This window comes from Thermaurantiacus tibetensis, from assembly GCF_015354055.1.
Taxonomy (GTDB): Bacteria; Pseudomonadota; Alphaproteobacteria; order Sphingomonadales; family Sphingomonadaceae; genus Thermaurantiacus; species Thermaurantiacus tibetensis.
In genome coordinates this window covers 901,247-919,175 of sequence record NZ_JACHTM010000001.1, presented here as the reverse complement: position 1 = coordinate 919,175, position 17,929 = coordinate 901,247, and the positions used below count along the sequence as shown (strand labels likewise).

The 17,929-nt window shown below is 71.0% G+C and carries 19 protein-coding genes; 9 read left to right on the top strand and 10 right to left on the bottom strand.

The window, feature by feature from the left end; translation table 11 throughout:
• Positions 1–213 precede the first annotated feature (213 nt).
• The 3 genes from ppsA to H3H34_RS04530 all read left to right on the top strand — a co-directional run bounded on the left by ppsA (position 214) and on the right by H3H34_RS04530 (position 4,006).
• On the top strand, positions 214–2,631 hold the full coding sequence (gene ppsA, locus H3H34_RS04540) for a phosphoenolpyruvate synthase (RefSeq protein WP_194744012.1): 2,418 nt from the start codon (positions 214–216) through the stop codon (positions 2,629–2,631).
• Positions 2,632–2,957: 326 nt separating this feature from the next.
• Positions 2,958–3,404 carry a hypothetical protein gene (locus H3H34_RS04535; protein ID WP_194744011.1) on the top strand — a complete coding sequence of 149 codons (447 nt, stop codon included), beginning with the start codon at positions 2,958–2,960 and terminating at the stop codon, positions 3,402–3,404.
• Between the two features lie 185 nt (positions 3,405–3,589).
• On the top strand, positions 3,590–4,006 hold the full coding sequence (locus H3H34_RS04530) for a hypothetical protein (RefSeq protein WP_194744010.1): 417 nt from the start codon (positions 3,590–3,592) through the stop codon (positions 4,004–4,006).
• On the opposite strand, the gene H3H34_RS04525 is transcribed toward H3H34_RS04530, so the two are convergent.
• The 10 genes from H3H34_RS04525 to H3H34_RS04480 all read right to left on the bottom strand — a co-directional run bounded on the left by H3H34_RS04525 (position 4,001) and on the right by H3H34_RS04480 (position 11,671).
• On the bottom strand, positions 4,001–4,663 hold the full coding sequence (locus H3H34_RS04525) for a hypothetical protein (protein ID WP_194744009.1): 663 nt from the start codon (positions 4,661–4,663) through the stop codon (positions 4,001–4,003). The two genes, H3H34_RS04530 and H3H34_RS04525, sit on opposite strands and share 6 nt — an antisense overlap.
• A 20-nt stretch (positions 4,664–4,683) precedes the next feature.
• Positions 4,684–5,556: a hypothetical protein gene (locus H3H34_RS04520; protein ID WP_194744008.1), complete on the bottom strand. Its 873-nt coding sequence runs from the start codon at positions 5,554–5,556 to the stop codon at positions 4,684–4,686.
• Between the two features lie 270 nt (positions 5,557–5,826).
• Positions 5,827–6,189: a TfuA-like protein gene (locus H3H34_RS04515; RefSeq protein ID WP_194744007.1), complete on the bottom strand. Its 363-nt coding sequence runs from the start codon at positions 6,187–6,189 to the stop codon at positions 5,827–5,829.
• 58 nt (positions 6,190–6,247) lie between these two features.
• Positions 6,248–6,991, bottom strand: coding sequence for a YcaO-like family protein (locus H3H34_RS04510; RefSeq protein ID WP_194744006.1), 744 nt, complete (start codon positions 6,989–6,991; stop codon positions 6,248–6,250).
• Entirely contained in the window at positions 6,949–7,653 is a 705-nt protein-coding gene (locus H3H34_RS04505; RefSeq protein WP_194751853.1) for a hypothetical protein, read from the bottom strand. The genes H3H34_RS04510 and H3H34_RS04505 overlap by 43 nt, the downstream gene beginning before the upstream one ends.
• A 600-nt stretch (positions 7,654–8,253) precedes the next feature.
• Positions 8,254–8,691 (bottom strand): hypothetical protein, encoded by a 438-nt coding sequence (locus tag H3H34_RS04500; protein WP_194744004.1) that lies wholly within the window; start codon positions 8,689–8,691, stop codon positions 8,254–8,256.
• Between the two features lie 128 nt (positions 8,692–8,819).
• On the bottom strand, positions 8,820–9,359 hold the full coding sequence (locus tag H3H34_RS04495; protein WP_194744003.1) for a methylamine dehydrogenase light chain: 540 nt from the start codon (positions 9,357–9,359) through the stop codon (positions 8,820–8,822).
• Positions 9,360–9,372: 13 nt separating this feature from the next.
• Positions 9,373–9,972: a thioredoxin domain-containing protein gene (locus H3H34_RS04490; protein ID WP_194744002.1), complete on the bottom strand. Its 600-nt coding sequence runs from the start codon at positions 9,970–9,972 to the stop codon at positions 9,373–9,375.
• Positions 9,969–10,529, bottom strand: coding sequence for a MauE/DoxX family redox-associated membrane protein (locus tag H3H34_RS04485; RefSeq protein ID WP_194744001.1), 561 nt, complete (start codon positions 10,527–10,529; stop codon positions 9,969–9,971). Before H3H34_RS04485 ends, H3H34_RS04490 begins: the two co-directional genes overlap by 4 nt.
• The gene (locus H3H34_RS04480) at positions 10,529–11,671 is read right to left on the bottom strand and encodes an amine dehydrogenase large subunit (protein ID WP_194744000.1); all 1,143 of its coding nucleotides are present in this window, start codon (positions 11,669–11,671) and stop codon (positions 10,529–10,531) included. Before H3H34_RS04480 ends, H3H34_RS04485 begins: the two co-directional genes overlap by 1 nt.
• Before the next feature lie 385 nt (positions 11,672–12,056).
• Between H3H34_RS04480 and H3H34_RS04475 the strand changes: the two genes are divergently transcribed.
• From H3H34_RS04475 to H3H34_RS04450, 6 genes are read left to right on the top strand one after another with little or no spacing between them, the layout of a single operon-like run.
• Positions 12,057–13,256 (top strand): agmatinase family protein, encoded by a 1,200-nt coding sequence (locus H3H34_RS04475; RefSeq protein WP_235945270.1) that lies wholly within the window; start codon positions 12,057–12,059, stop codon positions 13,254–13,256.
• The gene (locus H3H34_RS04470; RefSeq protein WP_194743998.1) at positions 13,253–14,731 is read left to right on the top strand and encodes an agmatinase family protein; all 1,479 of its coding nucleotides are present in this window, start codon (positions 13,253–13,255) and stop codon (positions 14,729–14,731) included. The genes H3H34_RS04475 and H3H34_RS04470 overlap by 4 nt, the downstream gene beginning before the upstream one ends.
• 40 nt (positions 14,732–14,771) lie before the next feature.
• Positions 14,772–15,569, top strand: a complete 798-nt coding sequence (locus tag H3H34_RS04465; RefSeq protein ID WP_194743997.1) for an urease accessory protein UreD — start codon at positions 14,772–14,774, stop codon at positions 15,567–15,569.
• Complete coding sequence (locus H3H34_RS04460) at positions 15,569–15,883, top strand: urease subunit gamma (RefSeq protein WP_194743996.1); 315 nt, start codon at positions 15,569–15,571, stop codon at positions 15,881–15,883. Before H3H34_RS04465 ends, H3H34_RS04460 begins: the two co-directional genes overlap by 1 nt.
• Positions 15,880–16,215, top strand: a complete 336-nt coding sequence (locus H3H34_RS04455) for an urease subunit beta (protein ID WP_194743995.1) — start codon at positions 15,880–15,882, stop codon at positions 16,213–16,215. The genes H3H34_RS04460 and H3H34_RS04455 overlap by 4 nt, the downstream gene beginning before the upstream one ends.
• Positions 16,212–17,921: an urease subunit alpha gene (locus H3H34_RS04450; RefSeq protein WP_194743994.1), complete on the top strand. Its 1,710-nt coding sequence runs from the start codon at positions 16,212–16,214 to the stop codon at positions 17,919–17,921. The genes H3H34_RS04455 and H3H34_RS04450 overlap by 4 nt, the downstream gene beginning before the upstream one ends.
• The last annotated feature ends 8 nt before the right edge of the window (positions 17,922–17,929 follow it).

Below are 17,929 nucleotides of genomic sequence, written 5' to 3'. Positions count from 1 at the left end.
CTGCGATGCAGATGCGGGTTGACCGTTTCGATCGCCGCAGGCTGGCAGGGCCCAGCGGCAGCATTCCGACCGCTGACGCCGAAGCCGACGCCTCCGCCATCACCGGCTAGTTGAAGAGGGCGCCGTGACCCATATCGGGGAGGCTCCGGACACCCGGTCGCGGTCCAATCCGGCGCGGGGGTGTTCGAATGCAGGCAGGAGGATGACGAGCTGATGGCTGCGCAACCAGGCTTGCTGAACGTCCGGTGGTTTGCCGAACTGTCGGTCCGCGACGTCCCGATCGTCGGCGGCAAGAACGCATCCCTCGGGGAGCTGATCCGCGCGCTCGGCGCAGCCGGCGTCAGGGTTCCCGACGGGTTTGCGACCACGGCCGATGCCTATCGCGCCTTCCTTGCCGAAAATGGCCTCGAGCCGGAGTTGCGCACCCGCCTCGAGCGCTTTCGTTCGGGGCAGACGAGCCTGCAGGATTGCGGCCACGCTATCCGGGCCCTGATCCTCGCGGGCCGCCTGCCCGATCCGCTCGTTGCCGACATCCGGGCCGCCTACGCCGCGCTCGCGGAGCGGCTTGGAACCTCCGATCCGGCCGTCGCCGTCCGCAGCAGCGCGACGGCCGAGGATCTGCCGGACGCGAGCTTTGCCGGCCAGCACGAGACCTATCTTAACATCCGGGGCGAAGCTGCGCTCCTTGACGCCTGCCTCCGCTGCTTCGCCTCCCTCTTCACCGATCGGGCCATCAGCTACCGCGAAGCGAAGGGCTATGATCATCTTTCGGTCGCGCTTTCGGTTGGGGTCCAGCAGATGGTGCGGGCCGATCTTGCCGGGTCTGGCGTCATGTTCACGCTCGAGACCGAGACAGGGTTCCCGAAGGTCGCGAGCATCAGCGCCGCCTGGGGTCTTGGCGAGACGATCGTCCAGGGCGCCGTGAACCCGGACCGGTATCTCGTGTTCAAGCCCCTTCTCGACACCCCTGGCACCGCGCCGATCATCGAGAAGGCGCTGGGCGACAAGGCGATCCGCATGGTCTATGCCGACGAGGGGGGAAGCCGCACCCGCGTCGTGCCCTGCACGCCAGCCGAGCGCCAGTCGTTCGTGCTGAGCGACGCCGAGATCTGCGAACTCGGCCGCTGGGCGGTTGCCGTCGAGCGCCACTACGGCCGGCCGATGGACCTCGAATGGGCCAAGGACGGCGGCAACGGGCTGCTCTACCTCGTCCAGGCTCGGCCCGAGACGGTCCACGCGGCCGGGTCGGGCTCGGTCCTGCGCACCTTCCGGCTGCAGACGAAGGCAGAGCCGGTCCTGACCGGGATTGCCGTCGGCAGTGCGATCGCCACCGGCCGGACCTGCATCATCCGCGACGCCTCGGAGATCGAAGACTTCCGGGACGGGGCGATCCTGGTGACGGAGAACACCGACCCGGACTGGGTGCCGGTGATGAAGCGGGCGGCCGGCATCATCACCGACCGAGGTGGCAGCACCAGCCATGCCGCGATCGTCAGCCGCGAGCTCGGGGTCCCGGCGGTGGTCGGCACGAGGACTGCCACCCACGACCTGGCGGACGGCGAGGCCGTGACCCTGTCGTGCGCCTCCGGGGCGCGGGGGCTGGTCTATCGGGGCATCCTTCCCTTCGAGACCGAGGACATCGACCTCGCCACGATCCCGGAGACCCGCACCCGCATCATGCTCAACCTCGCGGACCCGGCGGCGGGCTTTGCCTGGTGGCGGCTGCCGGCGCGGGGCGTCGGTCTTGCACGCATGGAGTTCATCATCGCAAACCTCATCAAGGTGCACCCGATGGCCGCGGTCCACCCGGAACGGCTCGGCGAGGCCGACCGCCGCCGCCTCGAGGCGTTGGCCGCGGGCCATCCGAGCCCGGCCGACTATTTCGTCGACACCCTGGCCCGCGGCATCAGCCGCCTCGCCGCGCCCTTCTTCCCCCACCCCGCGATCGTCCGGCTGAGCGACTTCAAGACCAACGAATATGCCCATCTCGTCGGCGGGCAGGCGTTCGAACCGGTCGAGGAAAACCCGATGCTCGGCTTCCGCGGCGCCGCGCGCTACCACCACGAGGCCTATCGCGAGGGGTTCGCGCTGGAGTGCCGGGCGCTGGCCATGGCGCGCCGCGAGATCGGCTTCCGCAACCTCATCGTGATGGTCCCCTTCTGCCGTACGCCCGAGGAGGCCGACCGCGTGCTGGCGGAGATGGCCCGTCACGGTCTTGTCCGCGGCGAGGATGGCCTTGAGGTTTACATGATGTGCGAGATCCCCGCGAACGTGTTTCTCGCGGAGGCGTTCGCCGAGCGCTTCGACGGCTTCTCGATCGGCTCCAACGATCTCACCCAGCTGATCCTCGGCGTCGACAGGGATTCTGAGCTGCTGGCCGACCTGTTCGACGAGCGGAATCCCGCCGTCACCCGCGCCATTGCCGAGGCCATCGCGAAGGCCCATGCCCGCGGTATTCCGGTTGGCATCTGCGGCGAGGCGCCGAGCAACCACCCGGACTTCGCCCGCTTCCTCGTTGCGCAGGGGATCGATTCCATCTCCCTCAACCCCGACAGTTTCGTGCGGACCGCCCGGCTCATCGCAACCGCGGAAACCGCGGCTGGGAGCGGGATGGAGCACGGGCAGGCCTGACCCGCTGCCGACCCCGGGCGGGGCGGCGCTGCCGCTGCGAAGCCGGACGCGTGAAACGACCGTGAGAAATCCGTGGCCGGCGGGTGCAGGGCGCCTGCGGTGCGGTCTTGCTGCTCGCGTTCGCAAGCAGGCGGACGAGCCTCAGGAGGCAGGCGATGGAACGGGTGATGAGTGGAGCAGCACGGGTCGTGCTGGCGGCGGCGGAGGCCAGCCCGCCTCAGGGTCTGGTGATCGAGACGGGGGCTTGAGCGGAGCCGGCGGCGTTCAACACTGCCGGCGAGATCGTTGTCCCAACGTCGGGCGGCGTCGACGCCTAGGCCCAGGCGGTGATCGGGTCGGCGGGCGCGCTGTCATCGCCGCGCACTGGCTATGGACTGCCCCCGGGCGTGACCTCCGCCCGGTTCATCGGCTGGGGCCTGAAGAACCATGGGGTGATGGTGGGCAGTCTCTTTCAACTCGGCGGAGACGGAACTCTGGCCTTGCGCTCAGACAGCAAGGGCGATGTTTTCACGGTCTATCCCAAGCTGGTGGAGCCTAACGGCGATTTCCATGTGTCTGACAGCGGCAGGGACATCAACGACGCTGGCGTGATCCTCGGCCAGTCCGGCTCATGGGGCAGCGATGGTCCTGTGCGGGACGGCGCGACGGTGCGATGGCGCGAACACGGCCGCTCGTTCCGCCCGTCCGGAACCGTCCGCGCCCTGAACGAGGCCGGCGCCGTGATCGGCTCGGCGCTGCGCCGCCGCGGCCCGCGCGCTGCCGTCAGGGCCTGACCACCCCGCAGGGTCGGGCCCGCGCCGGAGCACCCCTCCGGCGGAGGCCTTCCATGTCCGGCAAGCCCCGGCGCATCCGGAAATTCCCGTGAAAGCGCAGGGAATGGGCCATGAGGCGCACGCTCTTCCGCGGTGCCTTCGGGCATGGTTCTCCCGCCGGCACGCTTCGCCGGCAGACACGGAGGATGACCATATGTACCCTGGATGCAATCGGCGGCCTTGCCACCCTGCACGCCGCCCTGCTGCCTTCCAGCCCCGGCCATGCCCAGGCCCGCCCCGACACCTTCCAGAACGGCGAGGTGCGGCAGCTGAGCGCCGAGGCGCTGGCGCGGGCACCGCTCCGTCTGGCGATCCCGGCAGGCGGGGATCTCGACCTTGCCGACTGCCCCGAGACGCGGGGGGCCGGCTTCGTCACCATGCAGCCCGATCTCACCCTGCGGCTGACCGAGAATCCGCTGGGCCGGCGGCTGCGCTTCCGCGTCGAGAGCGTCGGCGTCGACCGGGCGCGCGCAGCCTGCTGGGATGTCTGGCTCGGCCGCCCGGGCGACGGACCGGGCGCATGCCCGGCGACCCTCGTCGGCTCGGCCGGCCCGCCTTCATAGGGCGGGCGTTCCGGCCTTTCCGGACGGCGCAAGGACGGTATCGCAATCCCACCAGAGGTCGCTCTTGCCGGCCGCTTCCCGGCAGGCCCGCAGCCGGTTGAGCTCCTGCTGGACCGGCAGCCGATCGCGTTTCGCCTTCTCGCGTGCCGCGGGGCTGTAGGCAGTGGCGAAGGCTTCGGCATCCGTGGCAATCCCGGCAGGGCCGCCCGTGATGGCCGCCGCGCGCGACGTCGTGGCCACGCTTGTCTCGCTTTGCTGCCCGAAGGCGTCGAACTCTGCCTGGAAGGTCCGCGTGCGGCCGAAGCCCGCCCGCAGCGGCAGGCGCTGCAAAGGGCCCCACTGCCGCATCGGGACATCGGCCAGCACCTGCGACGCCGCAATCCCGCCGTTCGGCTCCGTGGCGCGCAGCACAAGCATGACCACGACATCGACCTTGGCCGGGGAGGGGAGCACCAGCGCGGCGGCCTCGGGATTGGCTGGCTGCACAGCCGTCTCATCGGCAGCGGCGTGTTCCTGCGCGTCGGGGGGCAGAGCCTTGGGAAGCGCCACCGCCACGGTCATCTGCCCGGCAGGCTCGAAGCCGGCAAGCAGGGTGGCCGGATCCTCCGCGAAGGCCGAGCGAACGATCGTGACGCTTTGGCCCGTCGAGGCCACCACCGTTGTTCCCGGGTTCGCGCTCAGGTGGGAAGGCGCAAGATCGACAGAGCCGTCCAAGGCAGACGGAGCCGGGTTGCCCGGGGCGCTGCGACCTCGCTCTTGAGCATCGCGATGTGCGCGGCCCGTGCCTCGGAGGGATTGCGATCCTGTTCTTCTTCAAGCGTCCGGATCCGGGTTTCCCTTGCCGTGACCTCCCTGATGAGGGCGATGGCCGCCTCGGTGCAGGTCATGGCCTTCCGCGGCGCGAATCCGGCCGTGCCCAGGGTCGCGGCCTTGAGAAAGAGTTTCACGATCTTGCCCAGGACCTCCGGGCCGCGATTGGCCGAGGCGGCGTTGACGGAGGAAAGCACGCCGTGCCTGCGCACCGCGAGCGGCTTTGCCACGAACGTTGCCTCGAGCGTTGCCCAGAGCGTTGCGGTGTCGTCGTTGGCGCAGCCGCGCACCATGAGGGCACCGGAGACCTCGATGAGCGCCTTCGGAAGATGAGATTCGATCAGGAGCGGCGACTCAGGCGACGCCGAACCTTGCGGAAGGACGCGCGGCCGCCGGCGAGAGAAGCACGGTTGGCCCGACAACCGCCCGCGACAGGTTGCCATTCGGGATTTCGTCTCCTTTCCTGCCGGTGTCATGCGCGGCCAGACCTTGCCAAGGCCTGCGACGATCGCTGCAACCGAGGCGGCGAGCGGCTCGCCGAACAGCGCGGCAGCGGCTTCGGGTGTCGCGGCAGCGCAGCGGTAGCCGGCATCCTCGAGGTTTCGCGCCGCCGCCTGGAGGCGGACCTGCCAGCCGGCCGGGCCGACGTCTTCCAGCAGCGCTGCCGGCGTGTCCTGGCGCCAGTCCCGCGGGTGGCGGCCGCCGCCGGCACCGAGCGCGGCCAAGAGCGCGAACCGCACCTCCGCTTCGGCGGTCGCGGAATAGACAGGGTCCGGACCTCCCTCGGCCGGGCCCGGAGAAGGGGGTTCGGTCATCTCCCCACCCTGCCTGCCGCCGCGTCCGCGTGGCCCCGGCTTCACGCGAATGTCATGCGCCCACCTGCCGCCCGTCGCCGCTGCGGATGCGGGCAAGCGCACCGGTGTCGGGCGGGGGCGCGATGGGAAGCGGCGGCAGCCGCGGGCAGCGCGGCCGCAGCGCCAGTGCCAGCGCCGCCCGCGCATCCGCGCGCTTCAGCTGCCGCTCGACGCGCGGCAGCGCCGCAAGCAGCCCGGCGCGGCGAGCGCAGGCGGCAGTGGCCCGCACGTCGACGAGCGCGACCGAGACCGGCTGCCAGCCGAGCGCGGCGGGCGCGTGGGCAACATGCCCATGCTGGCTGCGCCGATGAGCCGGTGGCCGGCGGCCATGAGGTGCAGCAGCTCCTTGTGCCAGGGGCTGCGGACGCGCCCGAACAGCCCGTCGATGAGGCCCAGCGTGGCAGGCTGTGCGGGCGCTTGTTCCAGCATCTTGCCGGCGGCTGCCGGCGGCCTGGCCTCGAAGCCCTCGGGCAGCGCCTCGCCGGCGAGCGTCGGCCCGACGAAGACGAGGACGGTCATGGCCCTGCACCCGGTCCCGGCGGGGGCGGCATGTCGCGCATTCCCGGCACGACCACATTCACCACTGCCAGCGGGCAGCCGGGAACGCGCATGTCCACATGGCCGACATCCGCAAATCCGGCCGCCACGACCCGCGTGACCGTCCAGGCCAGCGGGTCGGCGCTGTCGCACTCCCGGAACCCCGCGCGGGCGAGACCCTTGCGGGCCAGCCCCGGCGGCAGGGCAGATGGGCGCCGAAGCCATTGTCCGCGTCCTCGGCTGCAGGTGTCGGCAGGTCCTCGCGGGCCCCGGCAATCCGGGTCCGCCGCACCTGCGCTGCTTTGGCAAGCGAATTGCGGATCGCTCCGGCAAGCGTCGGCCGCGCGGCCGTCCCCACGGCCACCCGCCCGGCGACCCGGTCGGGCCGCAGCTCGAGGAGCTGGCAGGCGACCACCGGTACGCCGGCCGCGCTGGGAAGCGCGTGGAACCGCACGCCGATGCCGGCGTCCCTCGCGCGGGCGAGAAGGGTGCGGACGGCCGCGTCGGCATGCCCGTCCGGCGCCAGGGCGGCAAGCCCGCGCGCCAGCGGGTCCTGCCCGAGCCAGGCGGCAATCGCGGCGCGCGCGATGACTTCGAGCAGGCCGGCAAGGAGCGCCCCCGCACGCGTCTCCCCTGAGGCATTGCCGTTGCTCGAGACCGTGAGCGGGTGGGCGCCGGTGAAGTCCATCCGCACCTGCGCGAGCGGCACGCGGAAGGACGCACCGGCAAGCGCCTTGGCCTCTACCCACTGGAGCGGGAGAGCGGCGGGGACCTTGCCGCCCACGAACCGGCGGTCGGGTCGAACCCCTTGCCCGCGTGCACGCCGATGGCGCGCGCCAGCGGCGGGACGGCCTGCGCGACCGGCAGCCCGAGCCGGTCAAGACCGGTCAGAAGACCGAGGCGGGTGACGCCCAGCGCGCGAACCGAGCTCCCGGCCGCGCAGCCCCCCGGAGGGCGCCCATGTCGCCGCCGCCGCGTCAGCAGCCCGGGCGGGGTGGTGCAGGGGCGCTGCGTCACCGAGAGCCCGGCGAGAGGGCTGGCAGCCGCGATCCGCGCCTCCGCGCCGGTCGGGGCCAACGCTTTGAACGCGGCCGCGACGGCCGCGCAGTCGTCCACCTGCTCCTGGGTGGTCGCCTGCTCCGGGTCATACTCCCAGGCGGCGAGCACCAGATGGTGGGCCGGCTCCCGGCTCTCGCCGCGCGGCACCTGGAGCAGGAAGACAGGCGTGTCGCAGGCCGGCACGGCCCAATGGTTCACCTTGGCAACGACGAGATCGGGGGTGCTGGTGTTGGGAGTGCTGGTCATGCGTTTCTCCTCCGCCCGGCGAATCGGGCGGAGGAGCCATCGCCCGCGCACGCCGGACATGATCGCAAGGCGCGCGGCGAGCGCCTGCACATGGGCGCCCGGGTCGAGCCCGCCCTCGACGGCCGCCGCCAGCCCGAACACCTGGGTCCGGACGTCGGCCTGGGGCGCGCGGCCCGGCGCTGCGCGCGCCTCGAGCGGATGGCCCGCAACGAAGCGGAGGATGAGAGGGCCTGCGCGCCGGCCGATCTCGGCGAGGCACTGGCGCAGGCTGTCCTGCGTCTACCGGGGGCGGAGCGCTCCCACAGGAGCCTGCCAAGACGATTCCGCCACTCGCCCTGCCGGCCAGCGCGGGCGAGAACGGCAAGGGGGCAAGGGCCCGGCTTCCTAGCGGAACCGGAACCCATTCCCCGACCCTTCCGCGCGCTCGAGCCGGGCAGGCCCGCGCAGCTGCAGCCGGAAAACCTCGCTCGGCCTTGCGCTCCTGCCGCATGCTGCCGCGTCGATGCCCTTCGAATGGCAGGATCAAAAGACGTGAAGCCTCCCTTGCCACGTTGGACAGCCTGGACGCATCTCTTCGATGGGAGCCCTGGCATTTTTCTGCGTCGGCTTTGCCGGAGAACTGTTCGAGATAGCAGAGCAGCTGGACACAGCTCTGCTCTCGTCAACGTCCCCATCGCGCCGGGGCCTCGGGCGCCGGAGCGTGGGCTTGGGCGCGGCCGTCCCGCCGTCCGGCAGAACGCGTCAGCGCACGCGCAAGACCGCGTCGCCCCCGCCCCTGTTGCGTCCGTAGGCAGCGAGGCTCGCCGGGGCACTGCACCGCTGCATGAGCGAGCTGACGATCTCCTGCCGGTCGGCAACAAGGGTGGTGGAGAGCAGGGGCCGCGCGCGAGCCGCCTGTACCTCCTCCGCGGTGAAAGGCTGGGCGTTGGCAGGCACGGAAGCCCCGCCGAGCCGGAAGACAACCCAGTTCATCAGCTCGGCGAGCTCGGCATCGCTCAAGGGCGCGCGGGTGACGTTCGGCAACCGCAGGAGATAGGACCGGCCCTCCGCGGTGCAGAGGAACCAGCCCACCTGCCCGCTGAGCGAGGGCACGTTCGTCTCGGGTGACCGTCCCTGCGTGCCATGGCAGCCGCCGCAGCGCAGGAGGTAGCGCGTCTCGACCCGGCCCAGAGCGCGCACGCCCGTGTCTGGAGATGCGGCGGCCTGGGCCGCGGCGAGGCCCAGAAGACCAGGGAGCAGGGCGAAAAGGCAAGCCTCGAAGCTGCCCGCGCGGCGCCAGCCTGCAGCCCGCCAGGGCAGGCGCAGCCTCACTCGGCAAGTCCGACGATCGCGGCCGTCGAGCAAGTGTACTGCATCGACCGCGTGCCGAAGCACCAGATGATCTCGTTGTTCAGTTCCGGCCGGTAGGCGGGGGATGCCTCATCATGCTGGCTGCACCGGCACCGTCCGCACGCCGCCATGCCGCAGCAGTCGCGGTAGGCAATCACGTAGAAGCGGCCGTCATCCGGGTTCCGGCAGGTGCCGATCCAGGACGTGAGCGACGGCTCGCTTCCCGGTGGGCAGCGCGAGGTGGTGCCGCCGCAGCAGGTGCAAAGCGAGCCTGAGATGGCGCAGTAGCGCCAGTAGGTGCAGCGCGTGTCGTCCTTGGTCTGTGCGTCTTTCTGGATGTCCGTGAGTTCGGCCTCGGCGGTTTCCGCGCTGGCGCGCCCGTAGGGCAGGAGCGGCAGGGCCGGGGCGGCTGTGAGCGCCACGCCAAGGCGAGAGACGATGTTGCGCCGCGACAGCCGGGAGGCAAGCAGGCGCGTGAGCCGTTCGGCAAGCCGATCAAGGTGCCCGCTGTCTCTCATCGCGACCTCTCCGTCATGCCTGGACCGGCGTGGCCGGCCGCTCGGCGAGATATGTCCCGAGCGTGGGGTGGCCGAGGCGGCGTGCCTCGAGCAGGCTTTCGAGGTGCTCCCGGCTGTTTACGAGCCCCCGCGCGATGAGTCGGCCGTCTGTGTCGAGGAGGGCGGCGGTCGGGAGCTGGGCCACGCCGTAGGTGCGGCCAGCTTCCTCGCTCAGGAGGATGCGTTCGGGCGGCAGGCGGAATCGCGAGACGAAGAGCTCGAGCCCCGTATCGGAGGGATCCGCCACGAGGAGAAGTTCGAGGCGCTCGGCACGCGCCAGCACCTGCGCAAGCGGCACCACGCGCTTGCAGATCGGGCAACCCGAGCCGACGAAGAGCAGCAGCAGCCCCCGCGACGCAATCTGCCCGGGGCCGATCGTGCGCACTCCGTTGGCAAGCGTTGGCGCGGTGATTGCCGGCGCAACTGCGCCTGGAGCTGCCCCGGTGTCGGCGACGAGGGCCCCGACGGGCGCAATCCGCTCGTGAAGGACACCCACCTGCCGTGCCAGCGCCACCACCGCGACCCCGAGCACTCCGACGGCCAAAACCAGCAGGATGACGACGACCTCGATCATTTCGCCGAGGTCCCGGCAGTTGCCACGCCCGCTCGCGCGCGTGCTGCCAAGATGCCAAGGACGGAGTCGAGCAGCAGAAACCCGGCAGCCCCGGCGCAGGCGCAGAAGGCGCGAAGCGCGGCCGGAAGCGCCCCGACAAGCCCGACGGCGAGCGGGAGGGCGAGGGCAAGGAGCAGGTTGCCCGCAACCAGATCAGGCCCCAGCGGACGGCGTCGGCCCGGCCGGCACCCGCAGTCGATCGCCGATCGGCCGGCCCGGATCGCGGCCGCGACGGCCAGCGCGAAGACGACGGCGAGGGCGATCGCGGGGGCAGCCAGTCGAACGTCGCCGCCCAGGAGGGCGGCCACGAGCCCCACCGCAGCGAGGGCCTCGAGGTACGGGACGGCGACGGCGACCGTGGTGAGGCTCCTTTCGGGGACGACGCCATAGCCACGAACGGCTGTCCGGAAGGCGAGCGGGGCCCGCAGCTTGGCGCGGGCCGAGGCGAGGAAACTCGCGGAGGCCGCACCGATGCCGGCGGCCGCCGCGACTGCCAGGACAAGCTCCATCGATGGCATCAGAGCCCCGAAGTCCGGATCATGCCCGGCCGCCGAATCTCCGGCAGCTGGCCGAGGATCTTCCCGCTCGCAGGTTCCAGAACCCACAGCCAGTCGCCTTCGCCCGCGACGAAGAGCAGCGGATCTTCTCCTTCCGAGACGCCGACGAGCCGGCCGGCCGTCGGCAGGGGGTGGCGGGCCACGACCCGCCGCTCGCCGACATCGACCACCCAGACCTCCGTTCCCGGATCGTAGTGAGACCAGTGCTTGCCCTCGTGCATGAGGACGAACAGGCGCCCGGATGCCCGGTGGAATGCGAAGGGGCGGCGTCCGCCGGGTCGCCAGGTCCGGTGCTGGACGCCCGTGGTCGCCGGTGCGAGCCCGGCTGCCTGCTGGAGGCTCCAGGGCTCGCCAAAGCGGATCTCCCGGCCGAGGGAGGCTGGAATCACCCGCCCCGTCAGCGTGACGAGGAGACCCTCGCCCGTCTGCCGGTCCACGAGGCTCTCCTCGAAGACCGGGTCGCGCTCGGCATCGAACACCGGCGCGCTACGGATGATCTCGCCGCGCCCGCGGGTATCCACGGGCACGAAGGCGATCGACCCATCCGCGCAGAGCGTTGCGAAGCCATCATCCCGCACCGGATAGACGAGCCCGCAGCCCGGGATCTCGATCGTGGAAAGAAGCCGCCGGCGCTCGGTATCCACCACGTGAACCTTTGTCGCCGGGTCGAAATCATAGACGTAGGCGCGGCGCCCCGAACCGGAGAGCGCGAAATAGTTGCTTCGGCCGCCAGCGATGAGCCGCCCGGGCACCGGAATTTCCGACAGGAGTTCGAGCGTGCGTCCGTCGTAGATCGAGACGAGGTCGACTCGCGTACCCCGATTCCCCCGACTGAAGTAGGTCTCGGCAACGAAGATCCGCCGCCCCTCGGGCGCGACATCGATCACGGGCGCGGCCCCGGCGTAGAGCACCCCCTCGACCTTCCGTGACCGGCCGTCGACAATTGTGAAGCCGTCCCCCGTCGACAGGAAAAGCCGGTGGGGCGTGAAAGGGGCGAGGACCTCGGTTCCCGGCTCCTCGATCTCGAGAACCGGCCTTGGCTCCTGCCCTGCGCCAGCACTGGCCGGCAGCGCAGCGATCAGGGCTGCGGCGGCAGCCCGCACGGTGACATGCCTTGCCCCGGGCAGAGACCTCATGCCGATCTGCAGTCGCCAACTCTGCATGATGTGTCGCGCTACGCGGTCGGACCCGCGAGGCGCATCCGGCATTTGACGTAGCCGCAGCACCACCCGGAGCCGCTACGCAAGAAGCATGCGTGGCGGGGTCTCGGCTTGGCTTGCATGGCTGGGCGCCAGCCTCCTGTCTGCGATCGGCATTGCAGCAGCCCTGCCCGCCCGCTCCGGGGAGGAGGCGCAGCCGCTCCGCTTGCCACCCGACATTGAGGCGGGGCTCGCCAGCCTGCCGGCAGAGTCTGCGGCATTTCTGCGTTCCAAGGCGGCCCGGCGCTATTTCCCGGTCGAGGGCAGCCTTGAACGGCGCCTTCGCGCGATGACTCCGGGAGAGATCGCCGAGCTTGCCCGGGCGCTGATGGAGGCGGAGGCTGCAAGCCGCTTCGATGCCCAGCGGGACCGCCCGAACATCCCTCTCAACCCCGAGGCGAGCGGCTTCAACGCGTGGAAGGTTCGTCGGCCGCCGGGGCTTGACCCGCCGCGGTCGCCCGGTCCGTTCTCGCTTGCCCGCTACGTGCAGGGCCGCAGTGGCATTCCGACCTTCTTCGGCCTGCCAGTCGCGCTGACGCCGGAGGATCTGAAAGCCGGCGAGGTGGATGTGGCGCTCTTCGGCGTTCCGCTGAACCTCGGCTCGGGCACGCGCGGAGCGCACCTCGGGCCCACCGCGATGCGCACCGCGCGGATGGGCGCCGGCCTCGACATGTACACCATGGTGGCACCCAATGCCGTGCTCCGCATGGTGGACTACGGCGATGTCGCGGTCGACAACCTGTCGGCCGAGCGCTCGATGGAGCATGTGCGGGAAATGGTGGCGGAGATCGCGCGCACCGGGGCGCTTCCGTTCGCGATCGGCGGGGACCACAGCATCGCCTATTCGAACATCGCGGGCGTGACCGACGTCCACGGCAAGGGGCGGGTGAGCGTCATCCACTTCGACGCGCACTACGACGCCGGGCGGGATCGCGCTCACCTCATCGACCACGGCCAGCCCGTCTACCGCCTCATTGCCGAGGGCCATGTCCGCGGCCGCGACTACATCCAGGTCGGCCTGCGCGCGCAGGGCCCCAGCCTCGAGCTGTTCGAATGGATGCGCGACCAGGGCATGCGCTACCACACCATGGTGGAGGTGGAGAAATCGGGTTGGGAAGCGGTGATGCGCCGGGTGCTGGCCGAGGCCAAGGCGGATGGCAACCGGATCTACATCAGCTTCGACGTCGACGTTCTGGACCCGGCCTTCGTCCCCGGAACGGGGACACCGGTCCCCGCCGGGCTCACGATGCGCGAGGCCGTGCCCATCGTCCGGCGTCTCTGCATGGAGACCGATCTCGTCGGTTTCGAGCTCGTCGAGCTCGATCCCACGATGGACCCGACCTACCGCTCGGCCCTCAACAGCGCTTACATCGTCCACGCCTGCCTTGCGGGCATCGCGGCGCGCCGGAAGGGCATTACCCAGCCAGGCTTCCTCCACCCGGTGAGCTCGGAATGGCAGCCGGGCCCGAAGCGAAGGGAACCGAAATGAGCACCCGCCGCCTGTCCCTGCTTGCCATGGCGCTCGTCGCGCTTGCGGGCGCCGGCGCGCTCGGCGCCGACACGGCCCGGCCTGCCTTCCCGGCCGCGCTCCAGGCGGTCATCGACCGCCTGCCGCCGGCCAAGCGGGAGTTCCTCCTTTCCGACAAGGCCGAGGGCATCGCCGGGTCACGCCGCAAGCTCATCGAGCGGCTGGAGGGGCGGAGCCTCGAGCAGGTCGAGGCCTATGTGGACGGCATGATGGCCGTGGTGGAGGCGGGCAAGTTCGACCCCGCGCGGGACCTCGCGGCGATCCCGCTCGCGATCGAGTCGGAAGAATTCAACGCCTGGAAGACAATGCGGCCGCGAACGCTCAACCGGCAGCGCGAGCCCGGCCCCATCCACCTTTCCTACTACATGAGCCAGTTCTCCGGCGGCATCGCCACCTTCGCCGGAGCGCCGGTTGCCATCTATCCCGAGGATCTCGAGGCCGGCCGCGTGGACGTGGCCATCGTCGGCGCGCCGCTCGACATGGGGTCCGGCTACCGAGGCGCCCGCTACGCCCCCGCCTACATGCGGATGCTGGGCGGAATCTCCCGGAACGACATGTACACGATGGTGAACCCGGGCCGGGAGCTCAACATTGTGGACTATGGCGACATCGCCGTCGACAACATGTCGACGGAGCTCACCATGCGCCACGTGCGCGAGCGCGTGGCCGAGATCGCCCGGACGGGTGCCATTCCGTTCATCGTCGGTGGCGATCACAGCATCCAGTATGCGAACGTCGCCGGGCTCGCCGACGTGCACGGCAAGGGCAGCTTCGGCGTCGTCCATCTCGACGCGCACTACGATGCCGGCAAGGCCACGCTCCACTTCATGACCCACGGCCAGCCCGTCTACCGCGCGGTCAAGGAAGGCCATGTGGACGCGCGCCACTACATTCAGGTGGGCCTGCGGGGCGGCTGGCCGGGCAAGGACGGCTTCGAGTGGATGCGCGACAACGGGATGCGCTACCACACCTTCGCGGAGATCCTGAAGCGCGGATGGGATGGCACCATGGAGCGCGCGCTCGCCGAGGCGCGCGAGGGTGGGCGCAAGATCTACATCAGCTTCGACATCGACGTTCTCGACCCGGCCTATGCGCCGGGCACGGGCACGCCGGTGCCCGGCGGGCTGACCATGCGCGAGGCGATCACCATCGTCCGGCGCCTGTGTGCGGAAAACGATCTCGTGGGCTTCGAGCTGGTCGAGGTGGCGCCCATGCTCGATCCCACCTACCGCACCGCGCTCAATGCGAACTTCATCCTGAACGCCTGCCTGACCGGGGTCGCGATGCGGCGCGCCGGGATCCGCGAGCCTGGCTATCTTTCGGAATTGACGGTCGAGCACGGGCAGCCGAAGGCGGGGCTGGCCGGCGAGCGGGCCGGACGCAGGGAGACGATCGACCCCGACTATGCCGCCCCACGCTCCCCGCGCGCGCCATGAACCCGAGGTGGCGGCCGCGCGGCCGCTACCTCTTCCGCGCGTGGCCGGAGAAGCCCGCATCGGCTGGTCGGCGGGGGGACTGCAGTCGCTCTACCAGCGCGCACCCGCCCGGTTCCTGTTTCCCGAGCCGTCGATCCCCGGCCATAACGAGGCCGTCCTGGTGGTAACCTCAGGCGGGCTCACGGGCGGGGACACGCTGACGCTGGCCGCACGGGTGGGCGGGGGTGCGTCCGCCACGCTGGTTACCCAGGCAGCCGAACGCTTCTATCGGGTGCGCTCCGGAGATCCCGACATCCGGGTCTCGACCCGCCTTCGCGTGGAGGCAGGCGCGAGCATCGACTGGCTGGCCCAGGAGGCGATCCTGTTCGACGGGACGCGCCTGCGGCGCGCGCTCGAGCTCGACCTGAGCACAGGTGCGCGCGTGCTGGCGGTCGAGAGCCTCGTGTTCGGCCGGCGCGCCCGTGGCGAGACCTTCGCGACCGGCCGTGTGCTTGACGTCATCCGGGTTCGGCGCGACGATCGGCTCGTGCTCCATGATGCGCTGGCGATCGGGGACGACGATCCGGAAGCCTTCGCCGACCGGTTCCGGCTGGACGGCGCGGCCGGACTTGCAACCCTCGTCTATGCCGGGCCGGATGCGGCGTCCCACCTGCCGCTCGCCCGGGCGCTCGTCCCGCCGGGCGGCGGCGGCGCCAGCGCCTTCGACGACCTGCTCTTCGTCCGGCTGCGGGATGCGGATGCGCGGGCGCTGCGCGATGCAGTGACGCGGGCCGCAGGCGCGCTCCGCGAAGCGGTCCTCGGCCTCCCCCGCGACCTCCCGCGCGTGTGGGCCTGCTGATGCAGCTCTCTCCCCGCGAGACCGAGAAGCTGCTCGTGGTGGTTGCTGCGCTCGTCGCCCGGCGGCGCCTCGAGCGGGGCCTCAGGCTGAACGTCCCCGAGGCCATCGCCCTCATCACCGAGCATGTGCTGGAAGGCGCGCGCGACGGGCGCACCGTGGCCGAACTCATGGAGTCGGGGGCGGCCGTGCTGTCGCGCGACCAGGTGATGGAGGGTGTGGCCGAGCTTCTGCACGACGTGCAGGTGGAGGCGACCTTCCCTGATGGGACCAAGCTCGTGACCGTCCATCGGCCGATCCGGGAGCGAAGCGCATGATCCCCGGCGAGATTCTGGTTGCAGACGGCGAGATCCTGCTGAACCCCGGCCGGCCGCGCCTCGTGCTCGAGGTCGCGAACCGGGGTGACCGGCCGATCCAGGTCGGCAGTCACTACCACTTCGCCGAGACGAATCCGGCGCTCGCGTTCGACCGGCAGGCGGCGCGGGGGCACCGGCTCGACATCCCCGCCGGCACCGCCATCCGTTTCGAGCCGGGGCAGGCGCGGCGCGTCACCCTCGTTCCCTATGCGGGCGCGCGGCGCGTCTTCGGCTTCCGGGGCGAGGTGATGGGGCCCGTTGGGCCAGATGCCTCCCGGGAGGAGCAGCGATGACCCGCCTGGCAAGGGCGGCCTATGCGGGCATGTACGGGCCGACGACCGGCGACCGGGTCCGGCTCGGCGACAGCGCGCTCGTCATCCGGGTGGAGCGGGACTTCGCCATCCCGGGCGAGGAAGTGAAGTTCGGCGGCGGCAAGGTGGTGCGCGACGGCATGGGCCAGTCGCAGGTCTCGCGCGCCGAGGGCGCTCCCGACACCGTCATCACCAACGCCCTCATCCTCGACCACTGGGGGATCGTGAAGGCCGACGTTGCCATCCGCGACGGGCGGATCGCGGCCATCGGCAAGGCCGGCAACCCCGACATCCAGCCCGAAGTGGGCATCCCCATTGGCCCCGGAACCGAGATTATCGCCGGCGAGGGGCGGATCCTGACCGCCGGCGGCGTGGATGCCCACATCCACTTCATCTGCCCGCAGCAGATCGAGCATGCGCTGGCCTCGGGTATCACGACCATGCTCGGCGGCGGCACCGGGCCGGCCCACGGCACGCTGGCCACCACCTGCACGCCTGGCCCCTTCCACATCGCGCGGATGCTCGAGGCGCTCGCCGGCTTCCCGCTCAACTTCGGCCTGTTCGGCAAGGGCAATGCCGCCACGCCGCAAGCGCTCGAGGAAATGGTGCGGGCCGGCGCCTGCGGCCTCAAGATCCACGAGGACTGGGGTGCCACGCCTGCCGCCATCGACTGCTGCCTGGCCGTCGCCGACCGGCACGACATCCAGGTCACCCTCCACACCGATACGCTGAACGAGAGCGGCTTCGTGGAGGACACGATCGCTGCCTTTCGCGGGCGCACCATCCATGCCTTCCACACCGAGGGCGCCGGCGGCGGGCACGCGCCCGACATCATTCGCCTGGCCGGCCTTCCCAACGTCCTTCCCTCCTCCACCAACCCGACGCGGCCCTTCACCATCAACACGCTCGACGAGCATCTCGACATGCTGATGGTCTGCCATCATCTCGACCCGCGGATCCCGGAGGACGTGGCTTTCGCCGAGAGCCGCATCCGCCGGGAGACGATCGCGGCCGAGGACATCCTCCACGACCTCGGCGCCATCTCGATGATGTCGTCCGACAGCCAGGCGATGGGCCGGGTGGGCGAGACCATCCTCCGCTGCTGGCAGACCGCGCACAAGATGCGCCTGCAGCGCGGGCCGCTGCCCGAGGACCCGCCCGACTGCGACAATTTCCGCGCGAAGCGCTATGTCGCGAAATACACGATCAACCCGGCGCTCGCGCATGGCATCGCCTCCGAGGTGGGCTCGGTCGAGCCTGGCAAGCTTGCCGATCTCGTCCTCTGGCAGCCGGGCTTCTTCCCGGTGCGCCCCGAGCTGGTGCTGAAGGCGGGCGTGATCGTCGCCGCGCCGATGGGCGACCCGAACGCGAGCATCCCCACCCCGCAGCCGGTGGTCATGCGGCCGATGTTCGGCGCGTTCGGCCGGGCGCCCTCGGCGCTCGGCCTCCACTTCGTCTCGGCGGCCTCCCTGGCCGAGGGGGCGCTCTCCGGTCTCGGCCTCGGGCGGCGGCTCGTTGCGGTCGCGAACGTCCGTTCCGGGATCGGCAAGAAGGACATGGTGCTGAACGACGCCTGCCCGCACATCGAGGTGGACCCCGAGACCTACGAGGTGCGGGCAGATGGCGAGCTTCTCGCCTGCGAGCCGGCTGCGGACCTGCCCTTCGCCCAGCGCTACTTCCTGTTCTAGGGTTGCGG